Origin of the sequence: Bradyrhizobium sp. NBAIM18, from assembly GCF_020193825.1 — a bacterium.
Lineage (GTDB): Bacteria > Pseudomonadota > Alphaproteobacteria > Rhizobiales > Xanthobacteraceae > Bradyrhizobium > Bradyrhizobium yuanmingense.
On the sequence record NZ_JADYVO010000019.1, the window covers coordinates 24,583 to 45,084 of the forward strand.

General features: G+C 64.3%; 23 protein-coding genes. 15 read left to right on the forward strand and 8 right to left on the reverse strand.

Annotated elements, in window-relative coordinates:
- Positions 1-149 precede the first annotated feature (149 nt).
- From thrC to I6F17_RS29610, 5 genes are all read left to right on the forward strand, one after another.
- A complete protein-coding gene (thrC, locus tag I6F17_RS29590) occupies positions 150-1,568 on the forward strand; it encodes a threonine synthase (protein WP_036040215.1) in 1,419 nt (472 codons plus the stop codon).
- The gene (locus I6F17_RS29595; RefSeq protein WP_036020577.1) at positions 1,565-2,854 is read left to right on the forward strand and encodes a pitrilysin family protein; all 1,290 of its coding nucleotides are present in this window, start codon (positions 1,565-1,567) and stop codon (positions 2,852-2,854) included. Before thrC ends, I6F17_RS29595 begins: the two co-directional genes overlap by 4 nt.
- A 36-nt stretch (positions 2,855-2,890) precedes the next feature.
- A complete protein-coding gene (locus I6F17_RS29600; RefSeq protein ID WP_035996611.1) occupies positions 2,891-3,478 on the forward strand; it encodes a GNAT family protein in 588 nt (195 codons plus the stop codon).
- Between the two features lie 100 nt (positions 3,479-3,578).
- Entirely contained in the window at positions 3,579-4,229 is a 651-nt protein-coding gene (locus I6F17_RS29605) for a hypothetical protein (RefSeq protein ID WP_035996613.1), read from the forward strand.
- A gap of 16 nt (positions 4,230-4,245) precedes the next feature.
- A complete protein-coding gene (locus tag I6F17_RS29610; RefSeq protein WP_146207664.1) occupies positions 4,246-4,440 on the forward strand; it encodes a hypothetical protein in 195 nt (64 codons plus the stop codon).
- An 18-nt stretch (positions 4,441-4,458) separates the two neighbouring features.
- Here I6F17_RS29610 and I6F17_RS29615 read toward each other — a convergent pair whose 3' ends face one another.
- The 5 genes from I6F17_RS29615 to I6F17_RS29635 form a co-directional block, all read right to left on the reverse strand.
- A complete protein-coding gene (locus tag I6F17_RS29615) occupies positions 4,459-4,944 on the reverse strand; it encodes an ATP F0F1 synthase subunit B (RefSeq protein ID WP_225126852.1) in 486 nt (161 codons plus the stop codon).
- Between the two features lie 5 nt (positions 4,945-4,949).
- A complete protein-coding gene (locus I6F17_RS29620; RefSeq protein WP_036040220.1) occupies positions 4,950-5,510 on the reverse strand; it encodes a F0F1 ATP synthase subunit B in 561 nt (186 codons plus the stop codon).
- A 60-nt stretch (positions 5,511-5,570) separates the two neighbouring features.
- Positions 5,571-5,801: a F0F1 ATP synthase subunit C gene (locus I6F17_RS29625; RefSeq protein ID WP_008541273.1), complete on the reverse strand. Its 231-nt coding sequence runs from the start codon at positions 5,799-5,801 to the stop codon at positions 5,571-5,573.
- 52 nt (positions 5,802-5,853) lie between these two features.
- Positions 5,854-6,603, reverse strand: coding sequence for a F0F1 ATP synthase subunit A (locus I6F17_RS29630; protein ID WP_225126854.1), 750 nt, complete (start codon positions 6,601-6,603; stop codon positions 5,854-5,856).
- Between the two features lie 98 nt (positions 6,604-6,701).
- On the reverse strand, positions 6,702-7,076 hold the full coding sequence (locus tag I6F17_RS29635; RefSeq protein ID WP_035996624.1) for an AtpZ/AtpI family protein: 375 nt from the start codon (positions 7,074-7,076) through the stop codon (positions 6,702-6,704).
- Between the two features lie 359 nt (positions 7,077-7,435).
- On the opposite strand from I6F17_RS29635, the gene I6F17_RS29640 reads away from it, so the two are divergent.
- Both I6F17_RS29640 and I6F17_RS29645 read left to right on the forward strand, forming a co-directional pair.
- Complete coding sequence (locus tag I6F17_RS29640) at positions 7,436-7,951, forward strand: hypothetical protein (protein WP_225127081.1); 516 nt, start codon at positions 7,436-7,438, stop codon at positions 7,949-7,951.
- A 13-nt stretch (positions 7,952-7,964) separates the two neighbouring features.
- A complete protein-coding gene (locus I6F17_RS29645) occupies positions 7,965-8,438 on the forward strand; it encodes a secondary thiamine-phosphate synthase enzyme YjbQ (RefSeq protein ID WP_225126856.1) in 474 nt (157 codons plus the stop codon).
- Between the two features lie 63 nt (positions 8,439-8,501).
- Here the strand turns inward: I6F17_RS29645 and I6F17_RS29650 are convergent, their stop codons facing one another.
- Positions 8,502-10,127: an MFS transporter gene (locus tag I6F17_RS29650; RefSeq protein ID WP_193375171.1), complete on the reverse strand. Its 1,626-nt coding sequence runs from the start codon at positions 10,125-10,127 to the stop codon at positions 8,502-8,504.
- 334 nt (positions 10,128-10,461) lie between these two features.
- Here I6F17_RS29650 and I6F17_RS29655 point away from each other — a divergent pair, with 334 nt between their 5' ends.
- The 3 genes from I6F17_RS29655 to I6F17_RS29665 all read left to right on the forward strand — a co-directional run bounded on the left by I6F17_RS29655 (position 10,462) and on the right by I6F17_RS29665 (position 11,789).
- Positions 10,462-11,133 (forward strand): response regulator transcription factor, encoded by a 672-nt coding sequence (locus I6F17_RS29655; protein WP_225126866.1) that lies wholly within the window; start codon positions 10,462-10,464, stop codon positions 11,131-11,133.
- 191 nt (positions 11,134-11,324) lie between these two features.
- The gene (locus tag I6F17_RS29660; protein WP_036020622.1) at positions 11,325-11,534 is read left to right on the forward strand and encodes a hypothetical protein; all 210 of its coding nucleotides are present in this window, start codon (positions 11,325-11,327) and stop codon (positions 11,532-11,534) included.
- A gap of 18 nt (positions 11,535-11,552) precedes the next feature.
- Positions 11,553-11,789: a hypothetical protein gene (locus I6F17_RS29665; protein WP_025033504.1), complete on the forward strand. Its 237-nt coding sequence runs from the start codon at positions 11,553-11,555 to the stop codon at positions 11,787-11,789.
- A 24-nt stretch (positions 11,790-11,813) separates the two neighbouring features.
- Here the strand turns inward: I6F17_RS29665 and I6F17_RS29670 are convergent, their stop codons facing one another.
- The gene (locus I6F17_RS29670) at positions 11,814-11,987 is read right to left on the reverse strand and encodes a hypothetical protein (protein ID WP_157785976.1); all 174 of its coding nucleotides are present in this window, start codon (positions 11,985-11,987) and stop codon (positions 11,814-11,816) included.
- Positions 11,988-12,336: 349 nt separating this feature from the next.
- Here I6F17_RS29670 and I6F17_RS29675 point away from each other — a divergent pair, with 349 nt between their 5' ends.
- Positions 12,337-12,876 (forward strand): TRAP transporter small permease subunit, encoded by a 540-nt coding sequence (locus I6F17_RS29675; protein ID WP_036020596.1) that lies wholly within the window; start codon positions 12,337-12,339, stop codon positions 12,874-12,876.
- Positions 12,873-14,480 (forward strand): TRAP transporter large permease subunit, encoded by a 1,608-nt coding sequence (locus tag I6F17_RS29680; RefSeq protein WP_225126868.1) that lies wholly within the window; start codon positions 12,873-12,875, stop codon positions 14,478-14,480. The genes I6F17_RS29675 and I6F17_RS29680 overlap by 4 nt, the downstream gene beginning before the upstream one ends.
- Positions 14,481-15,345: 865 nt before the next feature.
- Here I6F17_RS29680 and I6F17_RS29685 read toward each other — a convergent pair.
- Positions 15,346-18,177, reverse strand: coding sequence for a winged helix-turn-helix domain-containing protein (locus tag I6F17_RS29685; protein WP_225126870.1), 2,832 nt, complete (start codon positions 18,175-18,177; stop codon positions 15,346-15,348).
- A gap of 195 nt (positions 18,178-18,372) precedes the next feature.
- Here I6F17_RS29685 and I6F17_RS29690 point away from each other — a divergent pair, with 195 nt between their 5' ends.
- The 3 genes from I6F17_RS29690 to I6F17_RS29700 are packed head-to-tail and all read left to right on the forward strand — an operon-like array spanning position 18,373 to position 20,472.
- On the forward strand, positions 18,373-18,792 hold the full coding sequence (locus tag I6F17_RS29690) for an organic hydroperoxide resistance protein (protein ID WP_035996651.1): 420 nt from the start codon (positions 18,373-18,375) through the stop codon (positions 18,790-18,792).
- A 35-nt stretch (positions 18,793-18,827) separates the two neighbouring features.
- Positions 18,828-19,856, forward strand: a complete 1,029-nt coding sequence (locus tag I6F17_RS29695) for an alpha/beta hydrolase (RefSeq protein ID WP_035996654.1) — start codon at positions 18,828-18,830, stop codon at positions 19,854-19,856.
- 52 nt (positions 19,857-19,908) lie between these two features.
- Positions 19,909-20,472 carry a cytochrome P460 family protein gene (locus tag I6F17_RS29700; RefSeq protein WP_225126872.1) on the forward strand — a complete coding sequence of 188 codons (564 nt, stop codon included), beginning with the start codon at positions 19,909-19,911 and terminating at the stop codon, positions 20,470-20,472.
- Positions 20,473-20,502: the final 30 nt, after the last annotated feature.

The window sequence follows — 20,502 nt, forward strand, 5'->3', positions numbered from 1 at the left end:
TTCATTGGGCGAGGGGGTACGCCGGAAGCGGTTTCCCGATGCGGCAAAACACTCTATGGTGGTTCAAAGCCACCGGCTGTTGACAAGTAATTACGCAAAATCAAAGGCTTAAGGGTCGAGCTCCGGCCCGGCCGCCTTTGGAGGGCAGTTTGACTCGCTATATCTCGACCCGGGGCGAAGCCCCCGAACTCGGCTTTTGTGACGTGATGCTGACCGGGCTTGCCCGCGACGGCGGCCTGTATGTGCCGGCGGTGTGGCCACAGCTTCCGAGCGAGACGATCGCCGGCTTCTTCGGCCGCCCCTATTGGGAGGTCGCGGTCGACGTGATTCGTCCCTTCGCCGGTGGCGAGATTTCCGACGCCGAGCTCGGGCGGATGGCGAACGAGGCCTATGCCACCTTCCGCCATCCTGCGGTGGTGCCGCTGCGCCAGATGTCCCCGCACCAGTTCGTGCTGGAGCTGTTCCACGGTCCGACGCTCGCCTTCAAGGACGTGGCGATGCAGCTGATCTCGCGGCTGATGGACCATGTGCTCGAAAAGCGCGGCCAGCGCACCACCATCGTGGTCGCGACGTCAGGCGATACCGGCGGCGCCGCGGTCGAAGCCTTTGCGGGCCTCGAGAACGTCGATCTCATCGTGCTGTTTCCGCACGGCCGCATCTCCGAGGTGCAGCGGCGGATGATGACCACGACGGGCGCGGCCAACGTCCATGCGCTCGCCATCGAAGGCACCTTCGACGACTGCCAGGCGCTCGTGAAGGGGATGTTCAACAACCATCGCTTCCGCGATGCGACCTCGCTCTCCGGCGTCAATTCCATCAACTGGGCGCGCATCGTCGCGCAGGTGGTCTACTATTTCACCTCTGCCGTCGCGGTCGGTGCTCCGGCGCGCGCGGTCGATTTCGTCGTTCCGACGGGCAATTTCGGCGACATCTTCGCCGGCTACGTCGCCAAGCGCATGGGGCTGCCGGTGCGCACCCTGCGCATCGCCGCCAACGTCAACGACATCCTGGCGCGCACGCTGAAGACCGGCATCTACGAGGTGCGTGAGGTGCACGCGACGGCATCGCCGTCGATGGACATCCAGATCTCCTCGAACTTCGAACGGCTGCTGTTCGAGGCCGGCCGGCGCGATGGCGCCGGCGTGCGTCGCCTGATGGAACAGCTGAAGCAGTCCGGCCGCTTCGTGCTGCCTGATGCGACGCTGGCCGCGATCCGCGAGGAATTCGATGCCGGGCGCGCCGACGAGACCGAGACTGCGGCTGCGATCCGCGCCGCCTGGCGCGAAGCAGGCGAGCTGGTCGATCCTCATACCGCCGTGGCGCTCGCCGTCGCGGACCGCGACACCACCGATACGAAGGTGCCGAGCATCGTGCTCTCCACCGCCCATCCGGCCAAGTTCCCCGACGCCGTCGAGGCGGCTTGCGGCCAGCGGCCGCAACTGCCGGCCTGGCTCGACGGCCTGATGACCAAATCCGAACACATGAGGGTGATGAAGAACGATCAGGTCGAGCTCGAGCGGTTCGTGCTGTCCGCCAGCCGCGCCGCAAAGCAGGGAGTTGCCGGATGAGCGTCGAGATGTCCAAGCTTGCCTCCGGCCTCACCGTCGTCACCGACGAGATGCCCCACCTCGAGACGGCGGCGCTCGGTGTCTGGGCCGGCGTCGGCGGACGCGACGAGAAGCCGAACGAGCACGGTATCTCGCATCTGTTGGAACACATGGCGTTCAAGGGCACGACCAGGCGCTCCTCGCGCGAGATCGTCGAGGAGATCGAGGCGGTCGGCGGCGACCTCAATGCCGGCACCTCGACCGAGACCACGTCCTATTACGCGCGGGTGCTGAAGGCCGACGTGCCGCTCGCGCTCGACGTGCTCGCCGACATCCTTGCCAATCCCGCCTTCGAGCCCGACGAGCTGGAGCGCGAGAAGAACGTCATCGTACAGGAGATCGGTGCCGCGCAGGACACGCCCGACGACGTCGTGTTCGAGCATCTGAACGAGCTCTGCTATCCCGACCAGCCGATGGGCCGTTCGCTGCTCGGCACCGCCAAGACGCTGCGCGCCTTCAACCGCGACATGCTGCGCGGCTATCTGTCGACGCATTATCGCGGGCCCGACATGGTGGTGGCCGCGGCCGGGGCGGTCGATCACGGCCAGGTCGTCGCCGAGGTCGAAAAGCGCTTTGCGAGCTTCGAGGGGACGCCCGGGCCGAAGCCGCAGGCCGCTCGGTTCGGCCAGGGCGGCGCCAAGGTGGTGCATCGCGAGCTCGAGCAGGCGCATCTGACGCTGGCGCTCGAGGGGGTGCCGCAGACCGATCCTTCGCTGTTCTCGCTGCAGGTCTTCACCAATGTCCTCGGCGGCGGAATGTCGTCGCGCCTGTTCCAGGAGGTGCGCGAGAAGCGCGGCCTCTGCTACTCCATCTACACCTTCCACGCCCCCTACACCGATACCGGCTTCTTCGGCCTCTATACCGGCACCGATCCCGCCGATGCGCCGGAGATGATGGAGGTCGTGGTCGACATCATGAACGAATCGGTGGAGACGCTGACTGAGGCCGAGATCGCCCGAGCCAAGGCACAGATGAAGGCGGGGCTGCTGATGGCGCTGGAGAGCTGCTCCTCCCGCGCCGAGCAGCTCGCCCGGCACGTGCTGGCCTATGGGCGGCCGCAGACAGTGCAGGAACTGGTTGCCCGGATCGACGCCGTCAGCATCGAATCGACGCGGGACGCGGCCCGTGCGCTCCTGTCGCGCAGCCGGCCTGCGGTCGTCGCATTGGGCAGCGGCAGGGGTCTGGACACGGCGGTGTCTTTTGCGGAAGGATTGACACGGGCGCGCGCCAAGGCGCGGCTGCATTAGGAGCCGCGCGCGGGCCTCGCCCCGGGAAGCATCACCATGGCCCTCTTTCGCCTGCCATCCAGTGGACCCGCCGCCCTGGCGCCGCGCGGCAACGGGCTGCTCCTGCGCGCGCCGCAAATGTCCGACTTCCTGCAATGGGCTCATTTGCGCGAGACCAGCCGCGACTATCTGACGCCTTGGGAGCCGATCTGGCCGTCCGACGATCTCACCCGCTCCGGCTTCCGCCGTCGCCTGCGCCGCTATGCCGAGGACATTGCCGCGGACCGCTCCTATCCCTTTCTGATCTTCCGCGAGCTCGACGGTGCCCTGGTCGGCGGCATCACGCTCGCCAATGTCCGGCGTGGCATCGTGCAGGCCGGCACCATCGGCTATTGGGTAGGCCAGCCCTATGCCCACCGCGGCTACATGACCGCCGCACTGCGGGTCCTGCTGCCGACGCTGTTCGGCGAGCTCAATCTGCACCGGGTCGAGGCCGCCTGCATCCCGACCAATGCGCCGTCGATCCGGGTGCTGGAGAAGTGCGGCTTCTCGCGCGAGGGCCTGGCGCGCCGCTATCTCTGCATCAACGGGGTCTGGCAGGATCACCTGCTGTTCGGCCTGCTGCACGAGGACTTCCGCGGCTGAGCAGCCTGATGGATGCAGCCAAATCCCTTTTTGCCGCCTTGGGTTCGCCGATATTGGCGATATAACCCGGCCGGAACATTGTCATGGAGTACGGGTGTTGATGGTGCAGGAGCTTCGGTCATCGCGGACGAGGTTGCGGCGGGGCGCAGCGGTCGTGCTGGCATTATCGGTCGGGCTCGCCTCCGTCTCGCCGGTGGCGGCACAGTCGTTGACCGACCGCTTCAAGAGCCTGTTCGGCGGCAAGTCCGACGAGCCGGCGGAGCCGAAGCCGGCGCCTGCGCCCGGGCAGCCGGCCGAAGACGACCTCGATTGCCCCCAAGTCACGGTGCGCGCGGGCGCCTCGACCTACGCGGTCGGCGCCAGCGGCAAGCCGGCGGTCGGCAATGACATCCGCTTCCAGGCCTCGATCACCAAGATGGCGCGCGAATGCTTGCGCAGCAGTGCCGGCATCACGGCCCGGATCGGCATCCAGGGCCGTGTCATCGCCGGCCCCGCCGGGGCGCCTGCCTCCGTCGAGGTGCCGCTGCGCATCGCCGTCGTGCAGGGCGGCGTCGGCGAGAAGGTGATCGCCTCAAAGGCCTACCGGACCACGGTGGCGATGTCGGAAGGCGGCAGCGTGCCCTTCACCTTCGTCGCCGAGGATCTGGCCTATCCGGTGCCGGCGCCCGCGGTTGCCGATACCTACATCTTCTATGTCGGCTTCGACCCGCAGGCGCTCTCGCCGGAGCCGAGAGGGAAGAAGAAGAAGTAGGGGAGATCTTGCGGCAATGTCAGCTGTCATTGCCCGCGAAGGCGGGCAATCCAGTATTCCAGAGGCCGCGGTGCTTGAACTGAGAAGCCTCGGCGTACTGGATCACCCGCCCCAGTGCGCAAGTGCGCGCAAGGTGGGTAATGATACCGCACTTGTGGATGCTGTTACCCGACAGACAAAAAAGCCGGCGCTCGTCGCGCCGGCTTTTTGATTGGGTAAGGCAAATCCCTCAGTTCAGCTTCTGCCTGACTTCGTTGATGCCCTTGGCGAGCAGGTCGTCGGCGATCGGGCCCTTGACTGACTGCGACAGGATCGTGGAGGCAGCCTGCACGGCGGCTTCCGCGGCGGCTGCCCGGACGTCCGCGAGAGCCTGAGCCTCGGCGAGTGCGATCTTGCCCTCGGCGGTCTTGGTGCGGCGGGTGACGAAATCTTCCAATTTCGCCTTGGCCTCTGCTGCGATGCGCTCGGCTTCGGCATTCGCGTTGGCGATGATGTCGGCGGCCTCGCGCTCGGCACCGGCAGTGCGCGCCTTGTAGTCGGCGAGCACTTTGGTGGCCTCCTGCTTGAGGCGCGCCGCCTCGTCCAGCTCGGCCTTGATACGAGCGGCGCGATGATCGAGCGCCGACATCGCCGTCTTGAACACCCCCACATAGGCGAAGATCACCATCAGGATCACGAAGGCGACGGCGACCCAAAACTCAGGTGTGAAGAACATCGAGACTAACCCTTCAAGGTCGCATCAACGGCGGCATTGACCGACGCTGCATCCGGAACGACGCCCGTGAGCTGCTGAACGATGGTGCCGGCTGCATCGGCCGCGATGCCGCGGACGTTGCTCATGGCGGTCGCGCGGGTCGAGGCAATGGTCTTCTCCGCCTCGGCGAGCTTGGCGGACAGTTGCTCTTCCAGCGCCTTGCGTTCGGCTTCCGCCTGCGCATTCGCCTTCTCGCGGGATTCGTTGCCGATCGCCTGTGCACGTGCGCGCGCCGACGCGAGCTCGCCTTCATAGGCCTTGAGCGCCGCCTCGGACTGGTCCTTCAGCTTCTGCGCTTCGGCGAGATCGCCCTCGATCTTGTTCTGACGCGCCTCGATCGCACCCCCGACACGCGGCAGCGCGAACCGGGAGACGATCAGATACAGCGCGACGAAGGCGATCGCGAGCGACACCAGTTGCGAAGCAAAGGTGCTGCTCTCGAAAGGCGGAAAGCCACCGCCGTGGTGACCGCCATCGGCCTCCGTGTGAGCGCCGGTACCTTTGGCGCCGCCATGACTTTCAGCCATGGAGTTCTCCTGTTGCTGTCAGACGCGCCGCCTCCCACCTGGAAGCGGCGCGAAACGCGTTCAGAGCGGGACGAACAGCAGCAGCAGAGCGATCAGCAGCGAGAAGATGCCGAGCGCTTCGGTCACGGCGAAGCCGAAGATCAGGTTGCCGAACTGGCCCTGAGCAGCTGCCGGGTTGCGCATGGCTGCGGACAGATAATTGCCGAAGATGAAGGCCACGCCGATGCCGGCGCCGCCCATGCCGATGCACGCGATGCCCGCGCCGAGAAACTTAGCTGCTTGCGGATCCATTTTTGACTCCTTGGAAGAAAGACAGGTGTGGGTGGAAAAGCACCCGGATCACTCAGTGTCCAGGGTGAATGGCGTCGTTGAGGTAGATACAGGTCAAGATCGCAAACACATAGGCTTGCAGGAACGCGACCAGCAGTTCGAGCGCGGTGAGCGCGACGGCGAGCGCCAGCGGCATGACACCGCCGATCCAGCCGACCACGCCAAGAGACGCGCCGAGCATGGCAACGAAGCCGGCGAACACCTTCAGCGCGATGTGGCCCGCGAGCATGTTCGCGAACAGTCGAACGCTGTGCGAGACCGGCCGCAGGAAGAACGACAGCACCTCGATCGCCATGACCAGCGGCAGGATGTAGCCGGGAACGCCCGAGGGCACGAACACTTTCAGGAACTTCAGGCCGTTCTTGTAGAGGCCGTAGATCAGGACCGTGAAGAACACCAGCAGCGCCAGCGCCGCAGTGACGATGAGATGGCTCGTCACGGTGAACGTGTACGGAACGATGCCTACGAGGTTCGAGACGCAGATGAACATGAACAGCGAGAAGATCAGCGGGAAGAACCGCATGCCATCCGCTCCGGCAGTGCTGCGGATCATGCTGGCCACGAACTCATAGGAGAGCTCGGCCACCGACTGCAGACGCCCCGGAACCAGCTGCTTGCCGCTGGTGAGCAGAAGCAGCGCAATGATCCCCACCGCGACGAACATGTAGAGAGAGGCATTGGTGAAGGCGATCGAGTGATCGCCGATACGGCCGATCGTGAAGAGCGGTTCGACGTTGAACTGATGGATCGGGTCGATTTTCATCCGCGCGGCATCTCTCGTCTGCTGGACAAGCCGACCAGTGAAGATTGGTCGGCCGGCTGTGCCGGCGAGCGGCACGACAGTTAACCCGGCTAGGCCAATTACGAACCACCGCGCCTGTTCGGACCCGCGCCTGCCGTTCTCACCACATTCACCACGCCGGCGATGAAGCCCAGCAGCAGGAACGCGATGAATCCGAAAGGCGACGTCGACAGCAAGTGGTCGAACCCCCAGCCAATCCCCGCTCCGACAGCGACGCCGGCGATCAACTCCGAGGATAGTCGGAAACCAAGCGCCATCGCCGAGGCTCTGGCCGCTTTGTCTCCATCGTCACCTGCGGGTTGCTCGGTCTTGGCCCGGCGGTCGCGAAATTCGGACAACCGCTGATCAAGATTTCCGAGCCGATCGGAAAGCGCGGCTTCCTCGGGCGATCTATCGCGATCTCCATCCTCGCCGTGTCCCGTGCCCTGTGTCATGCAACGAAGACCCGAAACGCTGCGGCTGAATGGAAATTGCGCCCGTCACCCTCAAAAGCCGCGCGGACCATACTGATGGCCTATAATCAAGTCAAGCCAAGTCACGATTGCGTCCCTTCCGATTATGTATTTGATTTACTTGATGATATCGACGCGCACGGCAGCGCTGCACACAGCGTGACGCCGCACCGCAGCAGGTCTGCTTGCGAACGGCGGACGCAGCCGTGCTTTCGCCGCGCTCGCGGGATCAAAGAAGCCGCCGCGTTCGTTGATTTCGGGGGCGGCTTTTTGGCGGCGGATTGCCGGCGGGGGGTGTAGAATTGCAACCGCAGCCGCAGCAGTGCCGGGCGGAGACAATGATGAGACCTGCGACGTCATCCACGACATCATGGCTCGCGGCGGCGGCCGCGGTGATGGTAGTCAGCGGCGGCCTCGCGGCCGCGCAATCTACGCCCGACGGCGAAAATGGCCGCTACAGCATGATGCCCATCCCCGAGGGCGTGCTGCGGCTCGACACGCGCACCGGCACGGTGTCGACCTGCACCAGGAACGGCGCCGGTTGGGCCTGCTACGCGGTGCCCGACGAGCGGACCGCACTCGACGCCGAGATCGGCAGGCTCCAGGCCGAGGTCGAGCGGCTGAAGGCACAGCTCGCGGCGGGGCCAACGGTATCGGGCAAGATCGACGAGGCGCTGCCGAAATCCGATCCACTCAGGAAGCCCGAGCCCAAGGTCGCCGAGGGCGAGCGCAAGATCGAGATCCCGCTGCCGAGCGAGCAGGACGTCGACCGCATGATGTCGTTCCTGGAAAAGGCCTGGCGGCGGCTGATCGACATGGCCAACCGCGTGCAGAAAGACGTGTCGGGGAAGATCTGATGCGGGCCCCTCCATGACATCAGCCAGATCCGTCACCCGCTCCGCACCATCGTCCGTACAGGCCACGACCGTCACATCGGCACTGCTCACCGTGCAGACGCCTGGCCGCGGCTTCACTGATCTGACCAGCGAGGCCGCGAGATTCATCGCCGAGGCGCACGCGGGTGAGGGCGCGTTGACGCTGTTCATCCGCCACACCTCGGCCTCGCTGACGATCCAGGAGAACGCCGATCCCTCCGTGCTGGTCGATCTTACGACGGCGCTGTCACGGCTCGCGCCGGAGAACGCGGGGTGGACCCATGATACCGAGGGGCCGGACGACATGCCGGCCCATATCAAGACCATGCTGACGCAGACTTCGCTTCAGGTCCCGGTCCTGAGCGGCAAGCTCGCGCTCGGCACCTGGCAGGCGATCTACCTGATCGAGCATCGCAACCGCCCGCACCGCCGTGAGATCGTGCTGCAATTCATCGGCAGCGATCGATAACCACACAAAGCAAAACCGGCCGCGGAGACCGCGGCCGGTTGGTGTCGTCGATTGCTGCTGCGATCAGGTCGCCTTGATGTCGACGTCCTTGGTTTCCGGCAGGAACAGGAAGCCGATCACCACGGTAATCGAGGCGAATATGATCGGGTACCACAGACCGGCATAGATGTCGCCTGTCGAGGCCACGATGGCGAAGGCGGTGGCGGGCAGGAGGCCGCCGAACCAGCCGTTGCCGATGTGGTAGGGCAGCGACATCGAGGTGTAGCGGATGCGGGTTGGGAACAATTCGACCAGCATCGCCGCGATCGGGCCGTACACCATGGTCACGAACAGGACCAGGACGAACAGCAGGCCGATGATCGCCGCCGGCTGCGGACGGAAGACGTCGAACGGATGCGACATCTTCACGATGCCGGTGTCACCCGCCTTGGGATAGCCGGCCGCCTGCACCGCGGCGAGAACCGCCGGGTTGCTGTCCTTGGCGTTGGCGTAGGGCACGTCCTTGCCGTTGACCACGACCTTCACGTCCGAGCCGGCCGGACCTGGCGTCGTCGTGTACCTGACCGACGATTGCGACAGGTAGGCGCGCGCGGTGTCGCAAGGCGCGGTGAAGACGCGGGTGCCGACCGGGTTGAACAGATCGCCGCACTTGGCGGGATCGGCCACCACCTCGACCTTGACCGTCTCGATGGCCTTTTCCAGCGCCGGGTTGGCGTTGGAGGTGATCATCTTGAAGATCGGGAAGAAGGTCAGCGCCGCGATCAGGCAGCCGCCGAGGATGATCGGCTTGCGGCCGATCTTGTCGGAGAGCATGCCGAACACGATGAAGAAGCCGGTGCCGAGCAGCAGCGACCATGCAATCAGCAGGTTGGCGGTATAGCCGTCGACCTTCAGGATCGATTGCAGGAAGAACAGCGCGTAGAACTGGCCGGTGTACCAGACCACGCCCTGGCCCATCACACCGCCGAGCAGGGCGAGCAGCACGAGCTTGCCGTTCTGCCAGTTGCCGAAGGCCTCCGTCAGCGGCGCCTTCGAACCCTTCCCCTCTTCCTTCATCTTCTGGAAGATCGGCGATTCGTTCAGGCGAAGCCGGATCCAGACCGAGATGCCGAGCAGCAGCACCGAGACCAGGAACGGAATGCGCCAGCCCCACGCTGCGAAATCGGCCTCACCGAGCGCGGTGCGGGTGAACAGAATCACCAGCAGCGACAGGAACAGGCCGAGGGTTGCCGTGGTCTGGATGAAGGAGGTGTAGAAGCCGCGCTTGCCGTTCGGCGCATGCTCCGCGACGTAGGTCGCCGCACCGCCATATTCGCCGCCGAGCGCCAGACCCTGGGCGAGGCGCAGCACGATCAGGATGATCGGGGCCGCGATGCCGATGGTCGCCGCGTTGGGCAACAGGCCGACGATGAAGGTCGACAGACCCATGATCAGGATGGTGACGAGGAAGGTGTATTTGCGGCCGACGATGTCGCCGACACGGCCGAACACAATCGCGCCGAACGGACGCACCAGGAAGCCCGCGGCAAACGCCAGCAGCGCGAAGATATCGCGGGTTGCCGGCGGATAGGCCGAGAAGAACTGCGCGCCGATGATGCCGGCCAGCGAACCGTAGAGATAGAAGTCGTACCACTCGAAGACGGTACCGAGCGAGGAGGCGAGAATGACGAACCGTTCGTCCTTCGTCATCCCCTGCGCGCTCGATTGAGACACAGCCATTGTCGACATGTTTGGGTCGCTCCCCGAAAATCGTTTCCTCTCGCCCCCAGAATGTCCGGACGTGCCGGATCAGCCCAGGTCTTGGCCACAAGGTAACATCGGCGTGAAACCCTCCCCAATACGACTTTCGGCCTTGCGCACTGGTGCTGCGGTATCCAGCGCCGGTGTGCAAATGCCAAGCCGGGGGGATTAACCCCTTTGCAGCAAAGGGATAATGTCCACTTGCATGCCACGGCCGCTCGGGGAAGAATTGACGCACCCGGGATCTGTTCGCCGATCCGCCGCGAACGACAGCAAGAGAACGATGAACGCTCCTTCGACCCATCTCGTCATCGCCGACGATCATCCCCTGTTCCGCGATGCGCTGCGGCAGGCGGTGGCGGGCGTTCTCCCCTCGGCCCGGATCGACGAGGCCGGAACCTTCGAGGATCTGACCAAGCTCCTGGAGCAGACCTCCGAGGTCGATCTGGTCATGCTCGACCTCTCCATGCCCGGGATCTCCGGCTTTTCCGGCCTGATCTATCTGCGCGCGCAATACCCGGCGATTCCGGTCGTGATCGTCTCGGCATCCGACGACAGCGCCACGATCCGCCGCTCGCTCGATTTCGGCGCGTCCGGCTTCATCCCGAAGCGGTTCGGGGTCGAAACCTTGCGCGATGCCATCCTCAAGGTGATGGAGGGCGACGTCTGGGTTCCCACCGACACCGACCTGTCGGCTGCGGCCGATCCCGACATGACCCGCCTGCGCGACCGCCTGGTGACGCTGACGCCGCAGCAGGTCCGGGTCCTGATGATGCTGTCGGAAGGCCTTCTCAACAAGCAGATCGCCTACGAGCTCGGTGTCTCAGAGGCCACCATCAAGGCGCATGTCTCGGCGATCCTGCAAAAGCTCGGCGTCGAGAGCCGGACGCAAGCGGTGATTGCCGCGGCGAAGATCGCCGGCAGCCAGTGGAAGCAGGGCACGCCGACGGGGTAGCGTTTGCGCGTCAACTGGCGGATGTCCGGGCTCGCGGCAGAGCGCAATCATTCGTCGCGATGAGAGCTTCGGCGGTTTTGACCCGTGTGGGCATGTCGATCGATGGATTAGCTGGACCGCTAAACCGTCGTTTGGAATAGACCGCCAGTAGCTGACGCGGCTAAGTTGGGGTCAAACCCCGGAGGATGAAGATGCCGTACTTCACAGCCAACCAGACCCAATCCGATCGCACGTCTAAGGTGCTTGCAGATGTCTTCTGTGCGCTTTTACTAGGGACCTTTTCCATCGTCTTTTTCGGCCTGGTTGGCGGCCTTATTGCTTTAGTTCTGCTGGAAGCTTGCTTGCTCGCCCTCGATTGGGTGATGCCGAGCGACGATGATGCCGCTGGGGTTGTCCGCTAGGAGATCAAGGGCCAACGAATGAGCAAGCCCGTAAAATCTGAAAGCGAACTCGTCGCCATGGCGAGAGCCGAGTTGAAGGTCCACGCCGACTGTCCCGATGGAATGACGATTTCCATCCTCCGCGACGGGAAATCCTGGGAGTTTCGGGCCAGCGCTGATCAGGCGACCTCTGATCGGCCGGGCTATCCTGAATGCGTTGCCATGCTGGTCCAGATTGGGGATCACCTCTGCAGGCAGTACGACGTCGAGGGTTAGGCGCGCCTCGACAGCCGACACCGGTCAGAAGATGCGGTCGATCACCATCGTCAGGCCAGCTGAGAAGGCCATGATGATCACCAGGGGGACTCCTGTCTCAAAGAATGGCAGCTCCATCCACCGATGTGACTGCCCGTTGCGAGGCAGGAAGACCCAGAGGAGAGCGATCGACAAGACGACCAGGAATGCGCCGATCACGAAATCCTCCTCTGGAGCAGTGATATCTCGCTGGAGGTTGTCCTCCGCCGGTCGCGTCGCCGGTAAGCCCCGAAGGTCAACCCAATTAAGCCTAGTGACGCTAACTTAGACATTGCTGCGGCAAACTGTCCATTTTCCTGTTGACCGGGAATTGGCCGACGGTAAAGGTGGCCCTGCTTCACGCGGCGGCTGAGACCTGAACGTGTCTTGCCGAAAACCGACAGCAAGAACGGGCGGAAGCATCAGGAGGGGTCAACTAGCTCCCGCGCAGACGTGGCAGGCAGCTGATGCAGCGCCATGGTCCTGCTCGCCTGGGGGATAGTACTCAGCGAGCGGGGACAAGGCATCGATGCGCCCATTGTTGGCGATGAGTACGGCTATCGACTGGCTGAACGAAAAGGTCGGCAACGTCTGCAATATTCTGGTGCTCGCGGCCTGCGTCGTGAGTGCTGTCAATGCGATGATCCGCTACGCCTTCAGTTACAGCTCGAACAGCTGGCTAGAGACGCAGTGGTATATGTTCGCCGTCATCGTGATGTTCGGCGCGTCCTACACCTTTAAGCGCAACGAGCACGTCCGCGTCGAGATCCTTTATCTCATGCTCACCGAGCGCGGCCAGCTGTGGCTGGACCTGATCGGGACATTGGTCTTCCTCGTCCCTGCCTGCCTGCTCCTCAGCTACCTCTCTTGGGGGATGTTCTACAATTCGTTCGTCATCGGCGAAATGTCCAACAATGCAGGCGGCCTTCTGCGGTGGCCGATCAAGTTCGTCCTGCCGGCCGGCTTCTTCATGGTGGCTTTGCAGGGTATCTCGGAGGTCATCAAGCGCGCCGCCGCCTTGCGCGGTGAAGTCACCATCGATGCGAAATACGAGCGGCCGACCCAATGATCACGATCGAGATGATGCCGCCGCTGATGTTCGGCGGTCTTGTGCTGGCGATGCTCATCGGCTTTCCGGTCGCCTTCACGCTGGCCGCCCTCGGGCTCTCGTTCGGATTTCTCGCGATCCATTTGGGATTTTTCGAGTTCAGCTTCCTCCAGGCGATCCCGGAGCGCATCTACGGCAGCGTTCTGTCCAACGAGCTGCTGCTGGCCATCCCATTCTTCACGTTCATGGGCGCGATCCTCGAACGATGTGGCCTCGCAGAGGACATGCTGGATTCGATGGGACAGCTGTTTGGCCCCGTTCGCGGCGGTCTCGGCTATTCCGTGATCATCGTCGGCTTCATCCTTGGGGCCATCACAGGCACAGTGGCGGCGCAGGTCATCGCCATGGCGCTGATCTCGATGCCGGTCATGATCCGCTACGGCTACAACGTGCGCTACATCACCGGCGTGCTCGCAGCCTCCGGCACCATAACCCAGCTGGTGCCTCCCTCGCTGGTTTTGATCGTGCTCGCGGACCAACTCGGAAAGTCGGTGGGTGACATGTATCTGGGCGCCTGGGGGCCATCGATACTTCAGATCGCGCTGTTCGCGGGCTACACCTTCGTTCTGAGCATCGTCAAACCGGGCCATGTTCCGGCGGTGCCGAAGGAAGCGAGGACGCTCAAGGGCTGGGCACTCTGGCGCAAATGCCTTCTGGGCATCATTCCGTCCGCCGTTCTGATCTTCGTGGTGCTCGGCACGATGATGCTGGGGCTCGCCACGCCGACCGAAGCGGGTGCCATGGGCGCCGTCGGCGCGATCGTCCTCGCCGTCATCCATCACAAGGATTTCAGCTCGGCCGGTCACAAGGTCTTGCTCGTGGGCGTGGCCGCGGCCGGCGTGGGCACCATCATCGGCATCTACTTCACGCCTAATCTGCCGTTCAAAATTGCGTTCGCGATTGCCTATCTGGCGGTGGCCTGGGCGTGTCTCGAGGTAATCAGGATTCCCGACCTGCGCTTGCTGGTAAAGCAGGGTTATGAGACCACCATGCGCATCACCTGCATGGTGACTTTTATCCTCATTGGATCGACCTGTTTCTCGATTGTCTTTCTCGGCTGCAACGGGGGCGTCTGGCTGGAACACATGCTGACATCGTTGCCGGGCGGTGTATGGGGCTTCTTAATCTTCATCAATCTGTTCATCTTCTTTGTCGCCTTCTTCCTCGACTTCTTCGAGATTGCCTTCATTATCGTTCCCATGATCGCGCCGACCGCCCTCAAGCTCCTCACGCCTGTCGTCGGCGCGGATGCCGCCTTGATCTGGTTTGGGATCATGCTGTGCGTGAACATGCAGACCTCCTTCCTGCATCCCCCCTTCGGCTTCGCACTGTTCTATTTGCGCGGCGTGGCGCCGAGGGAAGTCAAGAGTTCAGACATCTATTGGGGTGCGGTGCCGTGGATCGGTCTGCAGGCGATCATGGTTGCGGTCGTGATCGCATTCCCGATCACTGTCACCGGGTTGCTGGACGCCCCGATCAAGGTGGATCTGGATAAGATCAAGATCGAGATTCCGGACATCGAGTTGCCGCCACCGCTGGTCGATTTCGGGCAGCCCAAGAACTAAGGGACGTCCGCCGAAGCACTTCCGCTTTTCGTCCAACCCGGGCGGTTGACGCTCTCCGCTTTTCGCGCTGCTGCTGGAGATGACGGGACACCATGTGCGCGTTCTTCGAAACATGATTTGCAGGGACGTGACCGAGCCACCCCTAGGGGTTGGGCCGTCGTCGCTCAAAACAGCAACGGCTGGGTCAACCGATCGGCGGCCAAATATTCTACTTTACAGAAATTCGGATTCAGCGTAAATCCTGGCTCACCCTGATCCGGCGAAAGGGGCGGTCGTACGTCGTCACGAGCCGCGGATCGGGCTGCGGTGGACGCTTTGGCGCCGTCGCGGATGTGGGACGCAGGGCGGGGTGATGGATTGAGCCGAGCCCCGTGAGCGCCTCGCAAGCCGCGTTGTACGAACGGCGCCGTTCGCGTAACGGCAAAACCGTGTGGTCCTGGCCGTCGTTGCTACGGTCAAGCGCTTGCGGATGCGGCATCTGCGCCAACCGGCGCGGTGTCGGTGACTTTCGTGAGGGCGAGGGAGGCCAGAGGGAACTCGGCTCCCGGGAGAGCGCGGCATAAGCCGTCCGACCATCGCGCAGGGAAGGCCGTGTGTTCGGCTTCACCTGTATGCTGCTGTGCGGTTCCTTCTGCGTGTGCATTTCGCGCAGCGGACCGCGGGTGCGAGCCAGCACCCGGCCTTCCCTGCGCCCTTTCTCCAGGAGGGCGTGACGCGAAGCGCAAAACTCGGGCGAAACGCGCCGCGAGAAGGCGAAGCCATGTCTGCGAGTCGAGACGCTGGTTTGAGGTCGATAACGGTTCACCTTGCGCCGTCATTGCGAGGAGCGCAGCGACGAAGCAGGGTACGCCGACGGGGTGATCCGCTACAGCGTGGTCAGAAGCACGCTGGCCGCTTTGATATCCGCCGTATCGGCGCCCTCGGCAAAGCCCTCGAGCGGCGATTGGAGCCATCGCTTCGCCTCGTCGCGCTGCCCGCGTCCGGCAAACAGCCCGGCGAGATCGATCGCAGCGCGCAGCTCCCAGGCCGTGGCGCCTTGCCGGCGGCTGAGATCCAGGGATTGCATGAAGTGGGCTTCTGCCTGCTCGGCGTCGGGCTCCGGCAGCGACAACAGAACTCTGCCTTTCATCCGCAGCAATTCGGGCATGTAGAGATGATCGCCGCTCTGATCGACGAGGCGGATCGCATCGTCGATCAGGCGCGCACTCTGCTCGACCTGTCCAAGCGCCAACAAGCCTTGAACCAGCGCGATGTTGAAGGTCGTGGTGAGTAGTTCGTAGCCGGCCTCGTGGAGATCACGTAGGCAAGCGAAGATCGTATCGACGCCTTGCGCGGCGTCTCCCCGACGGATCGCCAGTTCGCCTTTCACGCCGCGGCCCACCACGAGATAGGGACCCATCGAGCGAGATTCGGCATGCGCGATGAATTGGTCGATGCTCTGCTCGGCGCCGTCGAGATCGCCGTCCCAGAGCGAGATCGAGACCGCCCAGATCAACGCGATGCACAGCGTGATCGGATGCTCCATCTGCGCGGCTTCAGTCACCGTCTGTTGCGCCAGCTGCCGCGCGTCCGCGGGCCGGCCCTGCAACCAGAGTTCGCGCGCCAGCGTGATGCCGGCCCGGTTGCGATGATCGAAGCCATGGATGGTGCTGATTCGTTCGGCGCCCGGCCCTTGCCATGCGACCTCTAGCATCTTGAGCGCGTCGCGGTGCTCGCCGGCCAGATGCAGCGAGACCCCGAGCAACGAATGGGCGAGGACGATCGAGCCCGGATCGCCGAGCGGCTGCGCGACCGCAAGGCTCTGCTGCGCATAACCAAGCGCGGCATGGAACTGCCCCATCCGTTCGTGGAAGATGTGCATGCGGCCGAGCAGCTGGAGCTGGTTCGGCACGTCGCCGCGCGCCTCCGCGATCGCAAGGCTCCTGCTCAAGGCCACGCGCGCCGCCTCGCTGCCGCCGCGCGTGAACATCAGGGTCAGCCCGAGGGCAGCCTGGATGTGCATTTCATCGGCGCTGCCGCGCGCGGACGGGGTCATGGCAAGCAGTGCCCGTTCCGACCAGCGCCGACATTCGATCAAGAGGGACATCGCGAGGAAGATCGGCGCTGCCGCGGCGGCGAGCGCAATGCCGGCGGTGGCGTCGCCGCCCGCGCCAAAGCACCAGTCCAGCGCGGCACGCACATTGTGGAGCGCGGAGAAGTGGATCGCCCGTTCGTCGGCGTTCGGCGTTGCCGCCCATGTGCTGCCGGCCTGCTCCAGCCATCGCCGGTAGTAGGTCGCGTGGCGGGCGGCGAGCGCGGCGTCGTTCGGCTCGATCTCGAGCAGATAGGCGCGCGTGGTATCGAGCAGACGGTAGCGCATCATGGCGCCGACCGGCCGCGGCGCGACCATCGATTTGGCGACGAGACTGTCGATGGCATCGAACAAATGGGAGCGGTCGGCACGTTTATCCGGGACGACCTCGAGGGCGGCGTCGATGGTGAAGTGACCTGCGAAGACCGCCAACCTGCGGAGGACGAGGCGCTCGATGTCGGACAGCAGCCCGTAGCTCCAGTCCAGCGTCGCCCGCAACGTCTTCTGTCGCGGGGGCGCGGTGCGCTGGCCCTGCCAGAGCAGATTGAGACGCTCATCGAGCAGCGCGGCCGTCTGCTCCAGGCCGTAAGCTTCGACCCGGCCGGCGGCGAGCTCGATCGCCAGGGCCATGCCGTCGAGGTTGCGGCAGATCCTCGCGATAGTCGCGGCGTTGGTGTCGTCGAGCGCGATCTGCGCGCCGCCAGCGGTCGCCCGTTCGATGAAGAGCTGAAGCGCGGGATAGGTCTGTGCAGCCGCCGCACTCAGCCCGGCACTATCAGGCGGTACGGCGAGCGGCGCCAGTCGATAGACCTGCTCGCCCTCGACGCGCAGGGCTTCGCGGCTGGTGGCGAGGATGTGGACATCAGGCGCAGCGTGGAAGATCGCCGAAGCCAGCGGTGCCGCCGCGGCGATGACATGCTCGCAATTGTCGAGGATGAGCAGCAACCGCTTGTCCCGGAGATGCGCGAGCAGCGCGGGCAGGGGATCGTCGGTCTCGGCCGGCAAGCCGAGCATCAACAGGATCGAGGTGATCACGAGATCGGGGTCGCTGAGCGCGGCAAGGTCGACGAAATGCGCGGCGTCGGAGAACGTCGCGAGCAGGTCGTGGGCGATCGCCACCGCGACGGCAGTCTTGCCGACGCCGCCCGGACCGACGATCGTGACGAAGCGCGAGGTGAGAAGCTTGTCGGAGATGGTGGCGACCGCCTGGTCGCGTCCGACCATCCGTTGCAGCCGATTCGGCAGCTTGACCGGCGGCAATTCCATCGGCGGGGACGAGCGCCGCGCCGCCGGAGGCTCCGTGTGCGAGATCGGCGCCACGAAGCAATAGCCGCGCCCGGAGAGCGTCGTGATGTAGCGCGCGCCGTCCTTGCCGTCGCCGAGCGCCTTGCGCAGAGCGGCGATGTGAAAGCGCAGATTGGCCTCTTCGACGGTGATGCCGGGCCACACCAGCGCCATCAGATACCTTTTGCTGACGACCTCGTTCGGCCGCGACATCAGTGCGATCAGTGCGTCGAAGGCCTTCGCACCCAGCGGCACCGCGACGGCGTCGCGCGTCACGAGCCTTTCAAGTGGCGCCACGGTGAATGGTCCGAACGAGAGTCTTGGCCCGGTCGGCGTGGTCATCGCGAAATCTTGCTCATTTGCGAACCGGATAGCCAGAGGGCAGCCATCCCGCAAGGCCTGCGTTGCATCGGCCTCAGACCGTGTTTGCAGGCCTCACAACAGCTTCTGCGCCGGCCTCACAACTTCTCACAAGTCCAAACGGGTCTCCGGAGCGCGTCGCTGCTAGTCAGTTTGCGCGACGGCAAGGAGCTCTTCATGACGCAAACGGCAAAACTGCTCTACACGGCCCGGACCCACACCAGCGGAGGCCGGCACGACGGCATATCGCGCAGTTCCGACGGTCGCCTAGACGTCAAGCTGTCGCCGCCGGGCGGGGCCGGCATCGGCACAAATCCCGAGCAATTGTTTGCGGCCGGCTGGTCGGCCTGCTTCGAAGGCGCCATGGAACTCGCCGCGCGCAAGCAGAAGGTGACCCTTCCCAGGAAAAGTGCGATCGACGCGGAGATCGATCTGGTGCTCGACGAGGGCGCCTACGCGCTGAGGGCGCGCCTCAATGTCAGCCTGCCGGGACTCGACCCCGAGATCGCACGCGGCATCATCGATGAAGCGCATCAAACCTGCCCCTACTCCAAGGCCGTCCGCGGCAACATCGACGTCACGGTCGCGCTGATCTGACGCACCATCATCAACCACGACGAGGTCACACCATCATGAAACGGATCATCGATCAGCACCGCCGCCAGTTTCTCGGCATCGCCACGGGAGCTGCCGCCGCCGGCATCGGCGTGATCGCGTTCGCTCGTGCCGAGACCGAACCGCAGCGATCTCAAGGGTCGAATGCGTCCTTCGGCACGATCAAGCAGATCGAAGCCGGTGTCCTCAATATCGGCTATGCCGAGGCGGGTCCCTCGAACGGTCCGGTGGCGATCCTGCTGCATGGCTGGCCCTACGACATTCACGCCTTCGTCGAGGTCGCGCCGCTCCTGGCCAAGGCCGGCTATCGCGTGATCATCCCATACCTGCGTGGCTACGGCACGACGCACTTCCTCTCCAGCGAGACGCCGCGCAACGGCGAGCCTGTGGCCATGGCCGCGGACATCATCGCGCTGATGGACAAGCTCGAGATCAAGAAGGCCGTCGTCGCCGGCTTCGACTGGGGTGCACGCACCGCCGACATCATCGCCGCGCTGTGGCCGGACCGTTGTCGCGCGTTGGTAGCGGTCAGCGGCTATCTGATCTCGAGCCAGGCTGCCGGCAACGCGCCGTTGCCGCCGCAGGCGGAGCTGCAATGGTGGTACCAGTTTTACTTCGCGACCGAACGCGGCCGGGCCGGATACGAGAAGTACACGCACGATTTCGCCAAGCTGATCTGGAAGCTGGCCTCGCCGCAGTGGAAGTTCGACGACGCCACCTTCAACAGGAGCGCGGCGGCGCTCGACAACAGGGATCACGTCGCGATCACGATCCACAATTACCGCTGGCGGCTCGGGCTTGCCCAGGGCGAGGCGAAATACGAGCCTCTCGAAAAGAAGCTGGCCGCAGCTCCGCAGATCGAGGTGCCGACGATCACGATGGAGGGCGATGCCAACGGCGCGCCCCATCCCGATCCCAGCGCCTATGCCAAGAAGTTCTCAGGCCGATACGAGTTTCGCCTGATCACCGGCGGCGTCGGCCACAATCTGCCGCAGGAAGCGCCACAAGCCTTCGCCAAGGCCGTCATCGACGCCGACGGCGCCTAGGCATTCGTCAGCACCTCCGTCCAGCATCATTGATCGAGCCCGATGAAACATCATGACGATAGCCGAACCCGAAAAGAAGAAATCTCTCTACACCACGATGATCGTGCTGAGCGTGGTCGTCCTCGTCGTGCTCCTGACCTGCATGCCCTACCTCGTCACGATCGCCTTCGCGGAAGGGCCAGCGGAACAGAGCGCGGCGGACGCCTCGCCGATCTTCGGCGTCACAATTCCAGCCGGCTATAAGCGGTGGGAGCTGATCGCGCCGGCCGAAGAGGCCGCGCCGCTCGACGAGCTGCGCGCTGTTGTCGGCAACCAGACCGCCATCGATGCCTATCAGGCCGGAAAACTGCCGTTCCCGGACGGCACCATCCTGGTCAAGCGCGCCTGGAAGCGAAAGCAGTCACCGGAGTTCGCGTCCGCGACGATTCCCGGCGCCGCCACCACGGTCCAGGTGATGGTGAAGGATTCCAAGAAATACGCGGCTACCGGCGGCTGGGGCTTTGGCCGCTTCATCAACGGCAAGCCGGTGGACGAGGCGCAGCACCGCACCTGCTTCGCCTGCCACGAAGCCCGCGCCAAGAGCCGCGACTATGTCTTCACGCGGCTCGCGCCTTGAGGCACGAAGGCCTGGCGTCGCTTTGCGGCG